Genomic DNA, 16,899 nt, shown 5'->3' with positions numbered 1-16,899 from the left:
TGGCGCCGCCGCGACGGAGGTCTGGCATTTCAATCGATGTCGAACGACACGCCCTGCGCAAGCGGCAGCGCCTTGGAATAATTCACCGTATTGGTGGCGCGCCGCATATAGGCCTTCCAGGCATCGGACCCCGACTCGCGGCCGCCGCCGGTCTCCTTCTCGCCACCGAAGGCACCGCCGATCTCGGCCCCTGACGTGCCTATATTGACGTTGGCGATGCCGCAGTCCGATCCGTCGACGCTAAGAAAGCGCTCGGATTCCTGCAGGTCGCGGGTAAAGATCGAGGATGACAGCCCCGCTCCCACCGCATTGTGTTCTTCTAGCACGGTGTCGAAGTCCGAATATTTCATCACATAGAGGATGGGCGCGAAGGTTTCCTCCGTCACCGGCGAAACCTGCCGCGGCATTTCGACCAGCGCCGGACGCACATAGTAGGCGTCGGGGTGACCGTTCTCGACCCGCATTCCGCCGGTTATCTTACCGCCATGCGAAGCCGCCTCCTCCAGCGCCTTCTGCATATTCTCGTAGGCAGCCTTGTCGATCAGAGGGCCAACCAGAGCGCTTGTCTCCAGCGGATTGCCGACCGAGACGCTCTCATAAGCCTTCTTCAGGCGCGGAACGAGCTGGTCATAGACGCTCTCATGCACGAACAGGCGCCTGAGCGTCGTGCAGCGCTGGCCGGCCGTGCCCATGGCGCCGAAGGCGATAGCGCGGAGCGCCATGTCCAGATCGGCCGTCGGGCAGACGATGCCGGCATTGTTGCCGCCGAGCTCCAGCACCGCACGGGCAAAGCGCTTCGCCAGCCGTGGGCCGACATCCCTGCCCATGCGCGTCGAGCCGGTGGCCGAGACCAGCGGCACCCTGGGATGATCGACCAGGATCTCGCCGACGGCGCGATCGCCGATCAGCACGGGCGCCAGTCCCTGCGGCGCGTCAGCACCGAAACGCTTTACCGCGCGTGCAAAAATCGCTTCGCAGGCGAGCGCCGTCAGCGGCGTCTTCTCCGACGGCTTCCACACCACCGCGTCGCCGCAGACCAGCGCAAGTGCTGCGTTCCACGACCACACCGCGACCGGGAAATTGAAGGCGGAAATGACGCCGACGACACCGAGCGGATGCCAGGTCTCCATCATGCGATGGCCGGGACGCTCGGTGGCGATGGTCAGGCCGTACAATTGCCGGGAAAGACCGACGGCGAAATCGCAGATGTCGATCATCTCCTGCACTTCGCCAAGACCTTCGGATGGGATCTTGCCGACTTCGATCGATACCAACCGGCCAAGCTCGGCCTTGTGTGTGCGCAATTCCTCGCCGAGCAGCCGTACCAGCTCGCCACGCTTGGGAGCTGGTACCTGCCGCCACGCCAGGAAAGCCTTGTGGGCATTGTCGATGGTCGTTGCCGCATCGGCCGGCGAGATGGTCTTCAGCGCGGCGATCTGCTCGCCGGTCACCGGGCTGCGCACGATAAGATCGCCGCCCGTAAGCGCGCGCTCGGCAACGCCCAGTTTCGCCAGAAGCCCGGCCGTTTCCTTCGCAATCGTCATTTTCATCCCTTTCAGATCCCGTCGCTCATATGGCGTCGGTCCAAGCCTTGCGCCATACCCGCTCCCTGCCGGTCGGCACACCAGGCGCTGTCATGGCGTGGCATTACGCGTTTCAGGGAAAAATCGCCACCCCGGCATGGTCCAAGCCGGCGTCCGACTGTTGAACCAGCCAGATAGAGCGAATCAGTGTGCCGTCTTGGCGGTTTCCCGCACGGCGCTTTCTTTCATCAGCCGGTCGATATGCATGCGGATATGCGCTGCCTCGGCGGCCGTATTGGCGAGCGCGATGGCGCGGTCGAAAGCGACACGCGCCTCCTCGCCGCGGCCAAGCTGCATCAGCAGTCCGCCCTTGAGGCCGAAGAAATGGAAATAGCCGGAAAGCCTTCCCTCCAGCGGCTCGATCATGGCGAGTGCGGCTTCCGGTCCACGCACCTTGGAGACCGCGACGGCGCGGTTGAGCGTCACCACCGGCGACGGCTGCATCTGCTCGAGCAGCCCGTAGAGCAGGTCGATCTCGTTCCAGTCCGTGTCCTCGGGCTTTTCCGCCCGCGCATGCAGTGCGGCGATCGCCGCTTGCACCTGGTAGGGACCGGGCTTGCGATGGCGCAACGCCTTGTCGACCAGCGCCAGGCCTTCATCGATCATCTTGCGGCTCCACAGGCTGCGGTCCTGGTCTTCGAGCAGCACGATCTCGCCGTTCTCGTCGAAGCGAGCCGGCGAGCGTGCATGCTGCAGCAGCAACAGCGCCGTCAGCCCCATGATCTCCGGCTCGGTCTGGAATAGCCTGAGCAGCAGCCGGGCCAGCCGGATCGCCTCTTCGCAAAGCGGCGCACGCGCCGAAGCCTCGCCGCTGTTGCTGGAATAGCCTTCGTTGAAGATCAAGTAGACCATGGCGGCGACGGCGGCGAGCCGTTCGGAGCGCTCGACCGCTCCCGGCGTCTCGAACGGCACCCCGGCGTCGGCGATACGCGCCTTGGCGCGCGTGATACGCTGCTCCATGGCGCTTTCACCGACGAGGAAGGCGCGGGCGATCTGCTTGACCGTCAGGCCGGAGACGATGCGTAACGCCACCGCGATCTGCTGTGTGGCCGGCAGGTCGGGATGGCAGCAGATAAACAGCAGCCGCAAAATATCGTCGCGGTAATGCGCCCCGTCCAGCCGCTCGGCGACGTCGCTCTCGGCATCCTCCAGATCGGAGATCTGGTCCTCCTCCGGCAGCGGCGCCTGCTTGGCCCGCTTGCGCACCGCATCGATGCCGCTGTTGCGGCCGACGAAAATCAGCCAAGCTGCCGGATCGCGCGGAGGACCGTTTTTCGGCCAGTTGTTCAGTGCCCTCAGGCAGGCGTCCTGGAATGCTTCCTCCGCCGCGTCGAGGTCGCGGAAGTAGCGCAGCAATGCCCCCATCACCTGCGGGCGAGCGGTGCTGATTGCCGTGCTGATCCAGGCGAGTTCGGTCATGCGGAAACCTTGGCGGGATTGAAGAGCGAGACCGGCCGGATTTCATAGGAGCCGCCGCTCGGGTTGACTTCGGAAAGCTCGCGCGCGAAGTCGACGGCCTCATCGAGGTCGGCGCATTCGAGCGTGTAGAAGCCGAGGAACTGTTCCTTGGTTTCGGCAAACGGGCCGTCGATGACGATCGATTCGCCCTTGACCTTCCTCAGCGTCGTCGCCGCGGTCGTCGGCAAGAGCCGCGCCACCGGGCCAAGCCGGCCTGCCTGGGCATATTTTTCCTGCACACCGATAAGCTTTTCCATGACTGCGTCGTCCTGCTCCTTGCTCCAGGAGCAGACGACGTCTTCCGAGGCATAGCAGAGGATCGCGTAGAGCATGGGTCGTCCTTTTCTCTATCAAAGGACGAAACACTAGGACCGATGCCGACATGGCGTCGACAAAAAAAATACGCCCCCGGTCTGGCGTCATTCCCTCGCCTTCAGCCATCTCAAGACCAAGGCCTCCTCGTCGTCGAGCGCGGCGATCGAGCGCTTGCCTTTGTTGGCATCCGCCATTTCGTCCAGCAGCCGTCCTTCGGACCAGGCGCGGAACACTTCCGGATGGATGTAGCATTGGCGACAAACCGCGCGCGTATTGCCGAGCCGCTCGGCAACCTTGTCGATGACATTGTTCATCACCCGCTTTTGCTGCGCCTGGCTTTCCGGACGTTCGGTTTGCGCAAACAGCGACGCCGCATGGATGGTGCCGCCCCAGGTTCTGAAGTGCTTGGAGCTGAACTCCGCTCCGGCTTTTTCCCTGATATAGCGGTTGACGTCGTCTGAGCGCACCGGACGCCTGTTACCGTCCTCGTCGAGATACTGGAACAACTTCTGCCCCGGCAGGTCCTGCGCTCCACGCACGACCTTGGCAATCCGGCGATCGACAAGCTTCAATCTCCATTCCTTGCCGGATTTGCCGATGAAAGCAAAACGCAGGCTCGAGCCCTTGATGTCGACATGGCGGTCGCGCAGCGTGGTCAGCCCAAAACTCTTGTTGTCACGGGCATAGGCGGCATTGCCGACACGGATCATCGTGTTGTCGAGCAGCCAGACGATAGCCGCAACGACGCGTTCCAGCGGCAGGCCGTGACGGCGCAAATCGACGTCGATCTGCCGCCGCAGTTCGGGCAGGCTTTCGGCGAAGGCGATCAGGCTCGAATATTTGACGCCGTCACGCTCCTCCGCCCAGTGCGGGTGATAGCGGTATTGTTTGCGGCCGCGCTGGTCCCGACCGGTCGCCTGGATGTGACCGTCGGCATCCGGCGAGATCCACACATCCGTCCAGGCCGGTGGAATGGCGAGCGCCTTGATGCGTGCCAGCGCCTCCCCGTCGACAATCCGCCCGTCGGGTCCTTTGTACGAGAACCCCTTGCCCGAACGCAGCCGGCGAATACCGGGTTCAGTGTCGGTGACATAGTTGAGCGAGGCCCGAACGGCCGAGGCTTGCGCGCCGTTCTCCAGCGCTCCGTTCTGCGGCACCCCGTTTTTTGGTGCAGCTTTCCTCACAGCCAATTGGCCAGACGACGACCCGGATTTGTCCAGCATGTCCTCTCCACGGAATTTCCGTAGATAAGCCGCTTGCCGGCTGCGGGTTCCAACGCCTCTTGATCTCTTGGTTCCAGAACAGCCTATCGACGTCGCCGTGCAACGAAGACGTGCGTCGTCACGCCTTTTCGAGCACGACCGGAATGACGTCGACCGCCTGCTCGCCGACCTGTCCACCAGTGGTTTTCAGCACGCCGACGATCGGCGCCACATCGGAGTAATCGCGGCCGTAGCCGACCGTGATATGGTCGTTGCTTGCCCGCATGCCATTGGTCGGATCGAATTCCTGCCAGCCGGCATCGCGCCCGCACCACACCTTGACCCAGGCGTGCATGGCGTCGGCGCCTTCGAGCCGCGGCTTCCCGCGCGGCGGGATGGTGCGCAGGAACCCGCTGACATAGCCCGCGGGAATACCGAGGCCGCGCAGGCCGGCGATCATGATGTGGGAAAAATCCTGGCAGACGCCGCGCTTCAGCCCGAAGGCGTCGCTGGCCCGCGTCTGCACGGTGGTCGCCTCGCCGTCATAGGTGAAATCGCGGTGAATGCGGTTGCACAGAGCCATGGCCGTGCCGACTGTCGAACTGCCGGCACTGCCTTTCGCATAGGCAGTGATTGCCGCGTCGATGCCGGCATGATCGCTGGCGGCCAGAAAGTGATGCGGCGAAGCCGGCGCCAGCGAGTGCACTGCGCCGAGTTCTTCCCTCAGCCGGCGTATGTCCGGCGATACGTCGAGCCCGGGTTCGGGCCGCGACACTGAAACACGCGCGCTCATCCTGATGTCGAGCGCATCATGCGCGTCACGAAAGGCGATCGAGGTGACACTGTTGCCGAAAAAGTCGGAAAAGTCGGAACGTTCGCTGGGCGCCGGCACAAAAGACAGTGAAGCGGCGATGACGCGCTGCACGCCAGGGATGGTCGGCGGCAGCACGCGCACTTGATGGCGGCCGCCGCCGGCCGCCGCATCATAGTCGTAACGCAGGTGAAGCCTGATGTCGTAGAGCATGCTGTCTCTACCCGAAATAGGCTTTGGCGAGGCTGTTGTAGAGCCCGCCGATTTCATTGGCGAGATCGCCGAGGGCCTTGGCCGTCATGTCCGAGGGCTCCTTGATGGCGATCGACGTGTTGAGCTGCAGGATTTCCTTGGCCGCCGGCGACATATGGCCTTCAGCGCCGACAGCGGGCAGCAGCGCGATTTCGGCTTTCAGCCGTTCGAGCTGGAAAAGGATTGAGCGCGGGTTGAGCGGATCGAGCGCCAGAAGGTCGACCACCGTGCGCCGCCCCGCCTGCACCGGATATTGCCGACGGTGCGTCATGACGCTGTCGCCGATCTCCAGCATCATGTCGAGCGCGCCTTCCGGCGCCTGGGCTCCGGTCAGCCGGGCGAGCGTGCGGGCGATCTGGATGCCGCGTTCGAGCCTGCGGCCGATTTCCAGGAAACGCCAGCCGGCAAAGCGGTACATGTTCTCGTGCAGCAGGCCGGAAAACCCGGCCAGCTTGCGCAGGATGACCGTCATTGCCCTTGTCGCGTCGTCGCCCGGCGCCACTGTCGCGGCAAATTGATGGATGGTCTTCGACAGATCCTTCAATGCCAGCCAGCCATCGGGCGAGAAGCGGTCACGGATCTGCCCGGCGCTGTAAACGGCGCTGTCCAGCGTGCCGATGAGCCCCAATGGGATTGCCGTCTCGACGTCGATGCCGAACGGCGCGAGATAGTCGCTGATATCGGCGAGCAGCGGCATCTCGGGATCGGATGTCTCGGCCAGCCGCACATGGTAGGCGCGCAGGATGCGCACCGTGTCTTCCGACCGCTCGATATAGCGGCCGAGCCATGTCAGGTTCTCAGCCGCGCGGCTGGGCAGGCTGCCGGGCAAGGTTCGGGTGAAGCTGTCGTGCTCCTGCGGCAGCAGCGTCTCGCGCTCGACCGGCCTGTCGCTGACCACCCAGACATCCGCCGCCTGGCCGCCGCGCTGCATGGCGATGGCGGTCGGGTCGAGCGAGAAGCCGACACGGGCAAAGCCGCCCGGCATCACCGTCCAGCCTTCCGGCGTCCGCGCCAGATAGACGCGCAGGCTTGCCGGCCGCGGCTCCAGCCAGCCGCCGACATAGACAGGCGTGGTCGACAGCGTCACCGCTTCCTGGCCGACGAAGTCGCCGCCGTCCCGTTCGATCCTGGCGACGAGTTCGGCCCGTTCCTCGACCGACAGCGCTGACCCGAGCTTGGTCGAGCCGTCGTCCTCGAAGGCAAGCCGCGTCGACAGCGCCGGGCCGATCACCATGCTATCGATATTGGCGAGCACATGCTCACGCTCCGTCTCCTGCCCGCACCACCATGTCGCGACCGTCGGCAGCAGCAGTTCCTCATTGCGCAGGGCGCGCGAAATCTTCGGCAGGAAGGCGAGCAGCGCGCGCGTCTCCATCAGGCCGGAACCCAGTGCATTGACGGCCGAAACCGCCCCTTGCCGGACCGCTTCGACCAGCCCCGGCGTGCCGATCTGCGAGTCCGGCCGCAATTCAAGCGGATCGGCGAAGGCGGCGTCGAGCCGCCGCCACAAGACGCTCACCGGCATCAGCCCCGAAACCGTGCGCACCATCAGCCTGCCGCCCGAGACGGTCAGGTCCTCGCCCTCGAGCAGCATGATGCCGAGATAGCGGGCGATATAGGCATGTTCGTAATAGGTTTCGTTCAGCGGTCCCGGCGTCAGGATGGCGACACGGCCGCCGGCTTGCTTGGCCATGCCGATCAGCGCGTCGCGGAAGCGACGGAAGAAGCCGGCCAGGCGGTGCACATGCATCTCGCCGTAGATGTCGGACAGCGCCCTCGTAGTGGCGACGCGGTTCTCCAGCGCGAAGCCGGCGCCCGACGGCGCCTGTGTGCGGTCGCCAAGCACCCACCAGCGGCCGTCCGGGCCACGACCGAGCTCGAAGGCGCAGAAATGCAGGAAATGGCCGCTGGCCGGCCTGGTGCCGACGACCGGCCGCAAATATTCGGGGCTGGCCGCGATCAATCCGGCCGGTAGAATGCCTTTCTCGACCAGCCGGTTCGGACCGTAAATGTCGGCGATGGTCTCCTCGAACAGATCGGCGCGCTGGACCAGGCCGGCGCTGATACCAGCCCATTCCTGCTCCTCGATCAGCAGCGGCACATGCGCCAGCGGCCATTCCCGCTCGTTGGCGCCGGCCTTGTCGTAGACGCGGTAATAGACGCCGGCATCGCGCAGGTACTGGTCGGCGCGGGCGAAGCGCTGGGCAAGCTTTTCCGGACCCAGGTCCTCCAGCGCCTCGATGAAGTGCCGCCACGCCGGCCGCGGATTGCCCGACGCATCGACCATCTCGTCGACGACGCCTTCGATCGGCTGATAGTGCTCCAGCAGACTGTGGGTTTGCGGCTTGCTGCGCAGCCTTTTGTGATTCCCCTTCGCCATGGCTGATCAGAGTCTTTGCGGCCGCCGAAGGTCAAGGGTCATCGGGAAATCTTCAGAGGCTTCTTCGTTGCGCAGCACATAGCTGGACGGCGTATGGCCACGTGGTTCGAAGCGGGCGAGCCGCCGCGCCTCCGCTTCGTTGCCGTTGACCGGGAAGGTGTCGTAGCTGCGCCCGCCGGGATGTGCCACATGGTAGACGCAGCCGCCGACCGCGCGGCCCGACCAGCGGTCATAGATGTCGAAGACCAGCGGGGTGTTGACCGGTAGCGCCGGATGCAGGCCCGACGCCGGCTGCCAGGCCTTGAAGCGCACGCCGGCCACTGCGATCTCGCGGTTGTCGGTCACCTTCATCGGCACTACGCGGCCGTTGCAGACGACGGCGTGACGCTCCGGGTTGAGCCCATCGGTCTTCACCTGCAGCCTTTCGACGGAGGAATCGACAAAGCGTACGGTGCCGCCGATCGCGCCTTGCTCGCCCATCACGTGCCACGGCTCGAGCGCCTGCCTGAGCTCCAGCTTGACGCCGGCATGCTGGACCTCGCCGCAGAACGGGAAGCGGAATTCGAGCTGGGCGTCGAACCATTCCGGACGGAACGCAAAGCCGTTCAGCTTGAGGTCGTCCAGCACGTCGAGAAAATCCCCCCAGACATAATGCGGCAGCATGAAACGGTCGTGCAGCGAGGTGCCCCAGCGCACGAAGCGGCCGTCGAGCGGGTTCTTCCAGGCCCGGGCGATGATGGCGCGCACCAGCAATTGCTGCGCCAGGCTCATGCGCGCGTTGGGCGGCATCTCGAAGCCGCGGAATTCGACCAGCCCGAGCCGGCCGGTCGGCCCGTCCGGCGAAAACAATTTGTCGATGCAGATTTCCGAGCGATGCGTATTGCCCGTCACGTCGGTCAGAAGGTTGCGGAACAGCCGGTCGACCAGCCACGGCAGGGGTGCCGCGCCCTTGTCCGGATGTGGCACCTGCGCCATCGCGATTTCGAGTTCGTAGAGCGAATCGTGGCGTGCCTCGTCGAAGCGCGGCGCCTGGCTGGTCGGGCCGATGAACAGGCCGGAGAAAAGGTAGGACAGCGACGGATGTCGCTGCCATTGCAGCACCAGGCTCTTCAACAGGTCGGGGCGGCGCAGGAACGGACTGTCATTGGGCGTGGCGCCGCCGACGACGACGTGGTTGCCGCCGCCGGTGCCGGTGTGGCGGCCGTCGATCATGAACTTGTCGGCGCCAAGCCGCGTCTGCCGCGCCTCTTCGTAGATCGCCGTGGTCGTCGCCACGCAATCCTGCCAATTCGCGGCGGGGTGGATATTGACCTCGATGACGCCGGGATCGGGTGCGACACGGATGACATTGAGGCGCGGATCGTGCGGCGGGCCGTAGCCCTCGATGTGCACCGGCAGGCCGATCGCCCTTGCCGCCTTCTCCGCCGCCGCCACCAGTTCGAGATAGTCCTCCAGCGCCTCGACCGGCGGCATGAACACACAAAGCCGTCCGTCGCGCGGCTCGACCGAAAGGGCCGTGCGCACGGCGCCGCCGATCTCGGTAATCTCCTGTTCAACGCGGTCCTGCTGGCCAGTAACGGCCGTAAAGGAGACCGCCTGCTGGCGTCGCGCCATCTCGTCGGCGCCCTCCAGTTCGGCCGCAGCGGGCGACGAAGCAGAACCGGGCAAGATCGCCTCACGCGCCGGCAGTGGTCCGCGCGGCAGCGATGGATCGACCGGGACTATGTAGGGGAACTGCGCCGGCGGCACATAGGGCAGCGTGCCGAGCGGCAGGCGGTAGCCGACCGGCGAATCGCCGGGCACCAGGAACAGCCTGCCGCGCCGCGTCTTCCATTTCTCCGAGCGCCAGCGCGGTCCGGAAGCCTGGCTGTTCCAGCGCTGGACGGGCAGCACATAGCCCGACGGCTTGGTCAGCCCGCGTTCGAACACCCGCGCCATGCGGCTGCGCTCCTCCGGATCCTCCAGCTTCGAATTGGAAGGATCGACGTTGTCAGGCAGCTTGCCTTCCTTGAGCAGCCACTCGGCCGGATCCTCATAGGCTTCGCTGACCATCGTCTTGTCGATGCCGAGTTCGTCGGCGATCGCCGTCAGCAGGCCTTCGGCCTGCTTCGGTCCGACATCCGCCTCGCTCTTTTCATGCGCGATCAGCGACGGGTCGCTCCACACCGGCTCGCCGTCGGTGCGCCAGTAGAGCGAGAAGGTCCAGCGCGGCAGGCTTTCGCCGGGGTACCATTTGCCTTGCCCGTAATGCAGGAAGCCGCCCGGCGCGAAGCGTTCGCGCAGCCGGCGGATCAGCGCGTCGGCCTTTTCGCGTTTGGTCGGCCCGACGGCGGCGGTGTTCCACTCTGCAGCCTCGAAATCGTCGATCGAGACGAAGGTCGGCTCGCCGCCCATGGTCAGCCGCACATCGCCGGCCTGGAGCGCAGCATCGACCTGGACCCCCAGCGCGTCCAGCGCCTGCCAGCTCTCGTCGGAGAACGGCTTGGTAATGCGCGGATGCTCGGCGATGCGGTCTACCCGCATGTCGAAGCCGAACTCGACATTGGCGAAGCTCGCCATGCCGGAGATCGGCGCGGCATTGCGGAAATGCGGCGTTGCCGCGAGCGGCACATGGCTTTCGCCGGTGAGCAGGCCGGAAGTCGGGTCGAAGCCGATCCAGCCGGCGCCCGGCAGATACACCTCGCACCAGGCATGAAGATCGGTGAAATCGGTCGCCGTGCCGGGCGGCCCGTCAAGCGCAACGAGGTCGGGCTTCAGCTGGATCAGATAGCCCGAGACGAAGCGCGCGGCGATGCCGAGGTTCCTCAGTATCTGCACCAGGAGCCAGCTCGAATCCCGGCACGACCCCTTGCCGGCGGCCAGCGTTTCCTCGGGCGAGAAGACGCCGGTTTCCATGCGCACGATGTAGGCGATCTCGCGCTGCAGCCGCGCATTGAGGTCGACGACAAAATTGACGGTGTTGGTCGGGTGGCGCGCGAGGGTTTTCAGGAATGCCTCCAACAGCGGCCCCGCCGGTTCCGGCGTTCGGTAGATGGTCAGATCGTCCCGGATCTCTTCGGGGTATTCGAACGGAAACGTCTCGGCCGACGGTTCGACGAAGAAATCGAACGGATTGTAGACCGTCATGTCGGCAACGAGATCGACCTCGATCTTCAACTCCGTCACCGGCTCGGGAAAGACGAAACGGGCAAGGAAATTGCCGTAGGGGTCCTGCTGCAAATTGACGAAGTGGTTTGCCGGCCCGACCTTCAGCGAATGGCTGAGCACTTTGGTGCGGGAATGCGGCGCAGGCTGCAACCTTATGACTTGCGGGCCCAAGACGACCGGCCGGTCGTATTTGTAGTGGGTCAGGTGATAGACGGCTGCCAGAATTGCCATGGTGCCCCTGAAGTCGGCGTTTCAAAAGGAGTTCGCTGAACCCTGACACGAATGCTGACCATTCTCCAAGCAGAGATGTTGCGCTGCACCTAAATTAAGCAGCTTTCACAGCTTCACGAAACGGAGCGCCGACCTGGGATTCCGTGGCGTGGCGGCAAGACGTTGCAACGGTGCAGAGCCGAAGGCCGGCGAGTCAGCACCGGGCGCTTCCCGCCGACATTGATGTCAGCAGCACGCGCGATGCTTGGTCGAAAAGAGCTGAAAAGAAAAACCCGCCTCGGTGAGCGGGTCGTCGGTGCGAATTAGCACCATAGCGAAATTAGTAGCATAGCTGCCGGCACAAAGCAAGAACAAAATGTGGCGCCGTTGGCGAAAATTGCCGATCTCCCGCCTTGCGAGGGGAGATGCCAAGCAGTGGCGCTGGAAGCGGAGGACACCTGCCAATGCTAAAAGAACGCCTGCAACCCGGTCTGCGCCCGCCCGAGGATCAGCGCATGCACGTCATGCGTGCCCTCATAGGTGTTGACGGTTTCCAGGTTCTGGGCGTGGCGCATGACGTGGTAGCCTATCTGGATGCCATTGCCGCCATGCATGTCGCGGGCCTGGCGGGCGATGTCGAGCGCCTTGCCGCAATTGTTGCGCTTGACGAGCGAGATCATCTCCGGCGCCATCTTGCCTTCATCCATCAGCCGCCCGACGCGCAGGCTGCCCTGCAGGCCGAGCGCGATCTCGGTCTGCATGTCGGCGAGCTTCTTCTGGAAAAGCTGCGTGCCGGCCAGCGGCTTGCCGAACTGCTTACGGTCGAGGCCATACTGGCGGGCGCGGTGCCAGCAATCCTCAGCCGCGCCCATGGCGCCCCAGGAAATTCCGTAGCGCGCCCGGTTGAGGCAGCCGAACGGTCCCTTGAGACCCGAGACGTTGGGCAGCAGCGCGTCCTCGCCGACCTCGACGCCCTCCATCACCACTTCGCCGGTGATCGAGGCTCGCAGCGACAGCTTGCCGCCGATCTTCGGCGCCGACAGCCCGTTCATGCCCTTTTCCAGGACAAAGCCGCGAATCTCGTTGTCATGCGCGGCCGATTTTGCCCAGACGACGAACACGTCGGCGATCGGCGCGTTGGAAATCCACATCTTCGAGCCGGAGATCCTGTAGCCGCTCGCGGTCTTCTCGGCCCGCGTCTTCATGCCGCCCGGGTCGGAACCGGCGTCAGGTTCGGTCAGGCCAAAGCAGCCGATCCATTCGCCCGACGCCAGCTTCGGCAGGTATTTCTTGCGCTGTTCTTCCGAGCCATAGGCGTGGATCGGATACATTACCAGCGACGACTGCACGCTCATCATCGAGCGATAGCCCGAGTCGATCCGCTCCACTTCCCGCGCGACCAGCCCGTAGGTGACGTAGTTGGCGCCGAGCCCGCCATATTCTTCCGGGATGGTGATGCCGAGCAGACCGGCCTCGCCCATTTCGCGAAAGATCCCGGCGTCGGTCTTCTCCTCGAGATAGGCTTCCTCGATCTTCGGAGCGAGCTTGTCGGCGGCAAACGCCGCGGCGCCATCGCGCACCATGCGCTCGTCCTCCGAAAGCTGGTCCTCGATCAGGAAAGGATCATCCCAGACGAATGCGTTCTTGTCGGCGGCCATGGCTCTCGGTCTCCCAAACTCATGCATGTCGCCCAAAGCTTGCCCGCGGGCCTGACCCGAGGGTGTTCGGCAGCTTGGAGATAACGACATGCATCGAAACAGAAATCTTGAAACGCGCGGCTTATCGGCTCCCGTCCTGAAAAAATCAAACGAAATAGCTTCGCCGATCCATGAGCATTGGTGATGGATGATCAATGTCGAGCGCCGCCGTCTGACCTGGCGGCGCAGCCCGGCTCGCGAAATTACTTCCGCTTCAACGCATCGGCCAAAGCGGCGCCGAACGCGCCCTGCTGCACCGGCCGCTCCGGCTGGCGTTGGGGCGCGGGCGCGCGCGGCACCGGCCTGCTGCCATTGTCGCGCGGCTTCGGTGCGCCAGCGTCGCCATCCTTGCGCATCGACAGACCGATGCGCTTGCGCTTGATATCGACGTCGACGACACGCACCTTGACCACGTCGCCGGCCTTGACCACCTCATGCGCGTCCTTGACGAAACGGTCGGCTAGTTGCGAGACGTGCACCAGTCCGTCCTGGTGCACGCCGATATCGACGAAGGCGCCGAAGGCGGCGACATTGGTGACAGTGCCTTCAAGCTGCATGCCGGGCTTCAGATCTTTGATGTCGTCGATGCCATCGGCAAAAGTCGCGGTCTTGAAGCCGGGGCGCGGGTCGCGGCCGGGCTTTTCCAGCTCCGCCAGGATGTCGCGCACCGTCGGCAGGCCGAAGCGCTCATCGACGAAGACGCGCGGATCGAGCGCCTTGAGTGCGGCGCTGTCGCCCATCAGCGAGCGGACGTCGCGCCCGCAGGCCGCAACAATCTTCTTGGCCACGCCATAGGCTTCCGGATGCACCGCTGACGCATCGAGCGGTTCGCTGCCGTTTGGAATGCGCAGGAAGCCGGCGCATTGCTCGAACGCGCGGGGTCCAAGGCGGGAGACCTTCAACAGTTCGCGACGGCTGGCGAACGGGCCGGAGGCATCGCGATGCGCAACGATCGCCTCGGCCAGCGATGCGCCGAGACCCGAAACCCGCCCCAGAAGCGGCGCTGAGGCCGTGTTGAGATCGACGCCGACGGCGTTGACCGCATCCTCGACCACCGCTTCCAGCGAGCGGCCGAGGCGGTACTGATCGACGTCGTGCTGGTACTGGCCGACGCCGATCGACTTCGGCTCGATCTTGACCAGTTCGGCGAGCGGATCCTGCAGGCGCCGCGCGATCGACACTGCCCCGCGCAGCGACACGTCAAGGCCGGGAAATTCCGCCGCCGCCGTTGCCGAGGCGGAATAGACCGAGGCGCCGGCTTCACTGACGATCACCTTGAGCGGCTTCGGCCCGGACCCGGCAGGCATGTCAGCCAGCATGTCGGCCACCAGCCTTTCGGTCTCGCGGCTGCCGGTGCCGTTGCCGATCGAAATCAGCTCGACCTTGTGCAGCCGGATGAGCTTGGCCAGTTCGGCCTGCGTGCCGCGGACATCGTTCTTCGGCGGGAACGGATAGACCGTTGTCGTCGCCAGCAGCTTGCCGGTGCCGTCCACCACCGCCACCTTGACGCCGGTGCGAATGCCCGGATCGAGCCCCATCGTCGGCCGCGAGCCGGCAGGCGCGGCAAGCAGCAAATCCTTGAGATTGCGGGCGAAGACATGGATGGCTTCTTCTTCGGCCCGCTCGCGCAGATCGCGCATCAGATCGAGCGTCAGGTGCAGCGACAGCTTTATGCGCCAGGTCCAGCCGGCGACCTCCATCAGCCAGCGGTCTCCCGGCAACTGGCGGCCGATGGCGTAGGCGTCGGCGATCATCCGCTCAACCGGTTTCACCGGAGAGGCGTCATCGGCATCGACTTCGACGTCGAGCGACAGAACCTCCTCGTTGCGGCCGCGCAGCATGGCCAGCGCGCGATGGCTCGGCACGTTGGCCCAGCGCTCGACATGGTCGAAATAGTCGGAGAATTTCGCGCCCGCCTCCTGCTTGCCGTCGACGACGCGCGACCGCAGGAAGGCGCGTTCCTTCATGTAGGTCCGCAATCTGCCGACCAGATCGGCATTCTCGGCGAACTGTTCGGACAGGATGTCGCGCGCACCCTCGAGCGCCGCCTTGGTATCGACGACGTCTTTGCTGATGTAGGCCAGCGCCAACTCGGCGGGTACAGCCGTACGGTCGGCGAGAATAGCTTCCGCCAGAGGCCCGAGCCCGCGCTCGCGTGCGATCTCGGCCTTGGTCCGGCGCTTCGGCTTGTAAGGCAGATAGATGTCTTCGAGTTCGGCCTTGGTGCCGGCCGCAGCGATCTTTGCCTCGAGCTCCTCGGTCAGCTTGCCCTGCTCGCGGATCGAACCAAGGATGGTGTCGCGGCGCGCGTCGAGTTCGCGCAGATAGGCGAGCCGCTCGGCGAGGTCGCGCAGCTGCGTGTCGTCGAGGCCGCCGGTGACCTCCTTGCGGTAGCGCGCCACGAACGGCACGGTCGCGCCGTCATCGAGCAAGCCGATCGCCGCCGCAGCCTGTTCGGGCCGGGCGGCGATTTCGGCGGCTATGATGGATGCGATGCGCTTGATGTCGGCTGCCATGTCGTACCTGTCGCTAGTCGAAACGAGCAGCGACCATAGGCGCAGAGCACTGCCGCGCCAACTGCGCCATTTTCAACCCGGCGAGAGGTCCACAGGAAAGGTCGGGCTTTCTGGACGGATCAGACCATCCGGCTCAGCGCCTCGAAGAAGGAAACCATATCCAGATCGAGCGGATCGTCGACCGGCTGCGGCTGCGACGACATTTTTGCGATTACCATTTCGGCCTTCGGATTGACGTAAAGCCACTGGCCGTGGATGCCGATGCCGCAGAAGGCGCCGCTTGCGGCGCCCGTCTGGTACCATTTGTTGCGGTAGCGGCCACGCGGAAACAGGAACGCCATCGTGCCGCGCCGCCAGGCCTCGGCGTCACCGCCAGTTTCGGTCGTGTCGCGCACCCAGGCTTCCGGCACGACGCGGCGGCCATTGGCTGCGCCGCCTTGCCGCATCATCTCGCCGACGCGTGCAAGGTCGCGCGGCGTCACCGAAATGCCGCCGGCGGTGCGCGCCGTACCTTCCGTGTCGACTGTCACCGAGGCGTCGCTGACGGCGCCGAGCGGCGCCCATAATTTCTCGCGCATCAGATCGTCGAAACGCCGGCCAGACGCACGTTCGAGCAGGATGCCGAGCAGGTCGGAATTGGGCGAACGGTAGCGGAACGTCCGGCCATGCGGCTCGGCCAGACCTTGCAGCGTCATGAGGAAAGTGGCCAGGCTCTCGGTGCCCCCGCCCGGATTCCACAGCATGGCGCGGCGATAGCGGGCGAAGGCACTTTCCGGATCGAGATAGGCCTCTTCGAAATCGAGGCTGACACTCATGTCGAGCACGTGCCGCACACGCGCATCGCCATAGGCCGAGCCGGCGGCTTCGGGCAGATAGAGGCTTACCGGTGCCTGCGGATCGAAAATCCCCTCGCCTTCCAATATGCCGGCAACAATGGCGGTCAGCGACTTGCTGATCGAAAAGACGATGTGGCGCGCCCCAAACTCCATATGCGGCGCGAACCAGTCGCCGACGAATTTGCCGCGTTTCATGATCGTCAGCGCGTCGGTATCGGAGCGCCTGAGAAAAGCCGCGACCGTCTCCGCGCCGCCTGCAAGAGCGACCTTTTCGCCAAGTAGCCCGCCGAAATCCTGCGCCGGCGCCTCGCTGCTGCCCGGCTGTGCCGTCACGGCAGCGCTCGGCACCAGCTCGCCGACATTCTGGAACGACCACCGGCTGAACGGGCTTTCCCGCCAATTGCCGAGCAGCACCTCCTTGCGGGCAAAGCCATACCTGGTCTCGAACGCGGTCTTGCCAGCCATGGTGGTCCTTGCGGATTTTCTTTGAGG

The 16,899-nt window shown here is 64.9% G+C and carries 10 protein-coding genes; all 10 read right to left on the bottom strand.

From position 1 onward, the window contains the following. Positions 1-29 precede the first annotated feature (29 nt). Complete coding sequence (gene amaB / locus NKI70_RS14610; protein WP_352568310.1) at positions 30-1,544, bottom strand: L-piperidine-6-carboxylate dehydrogenase; 1,515 nt, start codon at positions 1,542-1,544, stop codon at positions 30-32. Positions 1,545-1,727: 183 nt separating this feature from the next. Further along, entirely contained in the window at positions 1,728-3,002 is a 1,275-nt protein-coding gene (locus NKI70_RS14605) for an RNA polymerase sigma factor (RefSeq protein ID WP_352568090.1), read from the bottom strand. After that, positions 2,999-3,373 carry a YciI family protein gene (locus tag NKI70_RS14600; protein WP_292663532.1) on the bottom strand — a complete coding sequence of 125 codons (375 nt, stop codon included), beginning with the start codon at positions 3,371-3,373 and terminating at the stop codon, positions 2,999-3,001. The genes NKI70_RS14605 and NKI70_RS14600 overlap by 4 nt, the downstream gene beginning before the upstream one ends. A gap of 87 nt (positions 3,374-3,460) precedes the next feature. Further along, positions 3,461-4,579, bottom strand: a complete 1,119-nt coding sequence (locus NKI70_RS14595) for a DNA topoisomerase IB (RefSeq protein WP_352568091.1) — start codon at positions 4,577-4,579, stop codon at positions 3,461-3,463. A gap of 118 nt (positions 4,580-4,697) precedes the next feature. Beyond that, the gene (locus NKI70_RS14590) at positions 4,698-5,582 is read right to left on the bottom strand and encodes a transglutaminase family protein (protein WP_352448166.1); all 885 of its coding nucleotides are present in this window, start codon (positions 5,580-5,582) and stop codon (positions 4,698-4,700) included. A gap of 7 nt (positions 5,583-5,589) precedes the next feature. Continuing rightward, positions 5,590-8,001 carry a circularly permuted type 2 ATP-grasp protein gene (locus NKI70_RS14585; RefSeq protein WP_352454108.1) on the bottom strand — a complete coding sequence of 804 codons (2,412 nt, stop codon included), beginning with the start codon at positions 7,999-8,001 and terminating at the stop codon, positions 5,590-5,592. Between the two features lie 6 nt (positions 8,002-8,007). Beyond that, positions 8,008-11,379 carry a transglutaminase family protein gene (locus NKI70_RS14580; RefSeq protein ID WP_352568092.1) on the bottom strand — a complete coding sequence of 1,124 codons (3,372 nt, stop codon included), beginning with the start codon at positions 11,377-11,379 and terminating at the stop codon, positions 8,008-8,010. Between the two features lie 446 nt (positions 11,380-11,825). Further along, positions 11,826-13,016: an acyl-CoA dehydrogenase gene (locus NKI70_RS14575; protein WP_352454106.1), complete on the bottom strand. Its 1,191-nt coding sequence runs from the start codon at positions 13,014-13,016 to the stop codon at positions 11,826-11,828. Positions 13,017-13,258: 242 nt separating this feature from the next. After that, positions 13,259-15,571 (bottom strand): Tex family protein, encoded by a 2,313-nt coding sequence (locus NKI70_RS14570; protein ID WP_352697455.1) that lies wholly within the window; start codon positions 15,569-15,571, stop codon positions 13,259-13,261. A gap of 119 nt (positions 15,572-15,690) precedes the next feature. After that, positions 15,691-16,872, bottom strand: a complete 1,182-nt coding sequence (locus NKI70_RS14565) for a serine hydrolase domain-containing protein (protein WP_352697453.1) — start codon at positions 16,870-16,872, stop codon at positions 15,691-15,693. Positions 16,873-16,899: the final 27 nt, after the last annotated feature.

Origin of the sequence: Mesorhizobium sp. M0500 (assembly GCF_040321165.1) — a bacterium.
Taxonomy (GTDB): Bacteria; Pseudomonadota; Alphaproteobacteria; order Rhizobiales; family Rhizobiaceae; genus Mesorhizobium.
The sequence above is the reverse complement of the archived record's forward strand: the minus strand, read 5'-3'. Positions and strand labels throughout refer to the sequence as shown.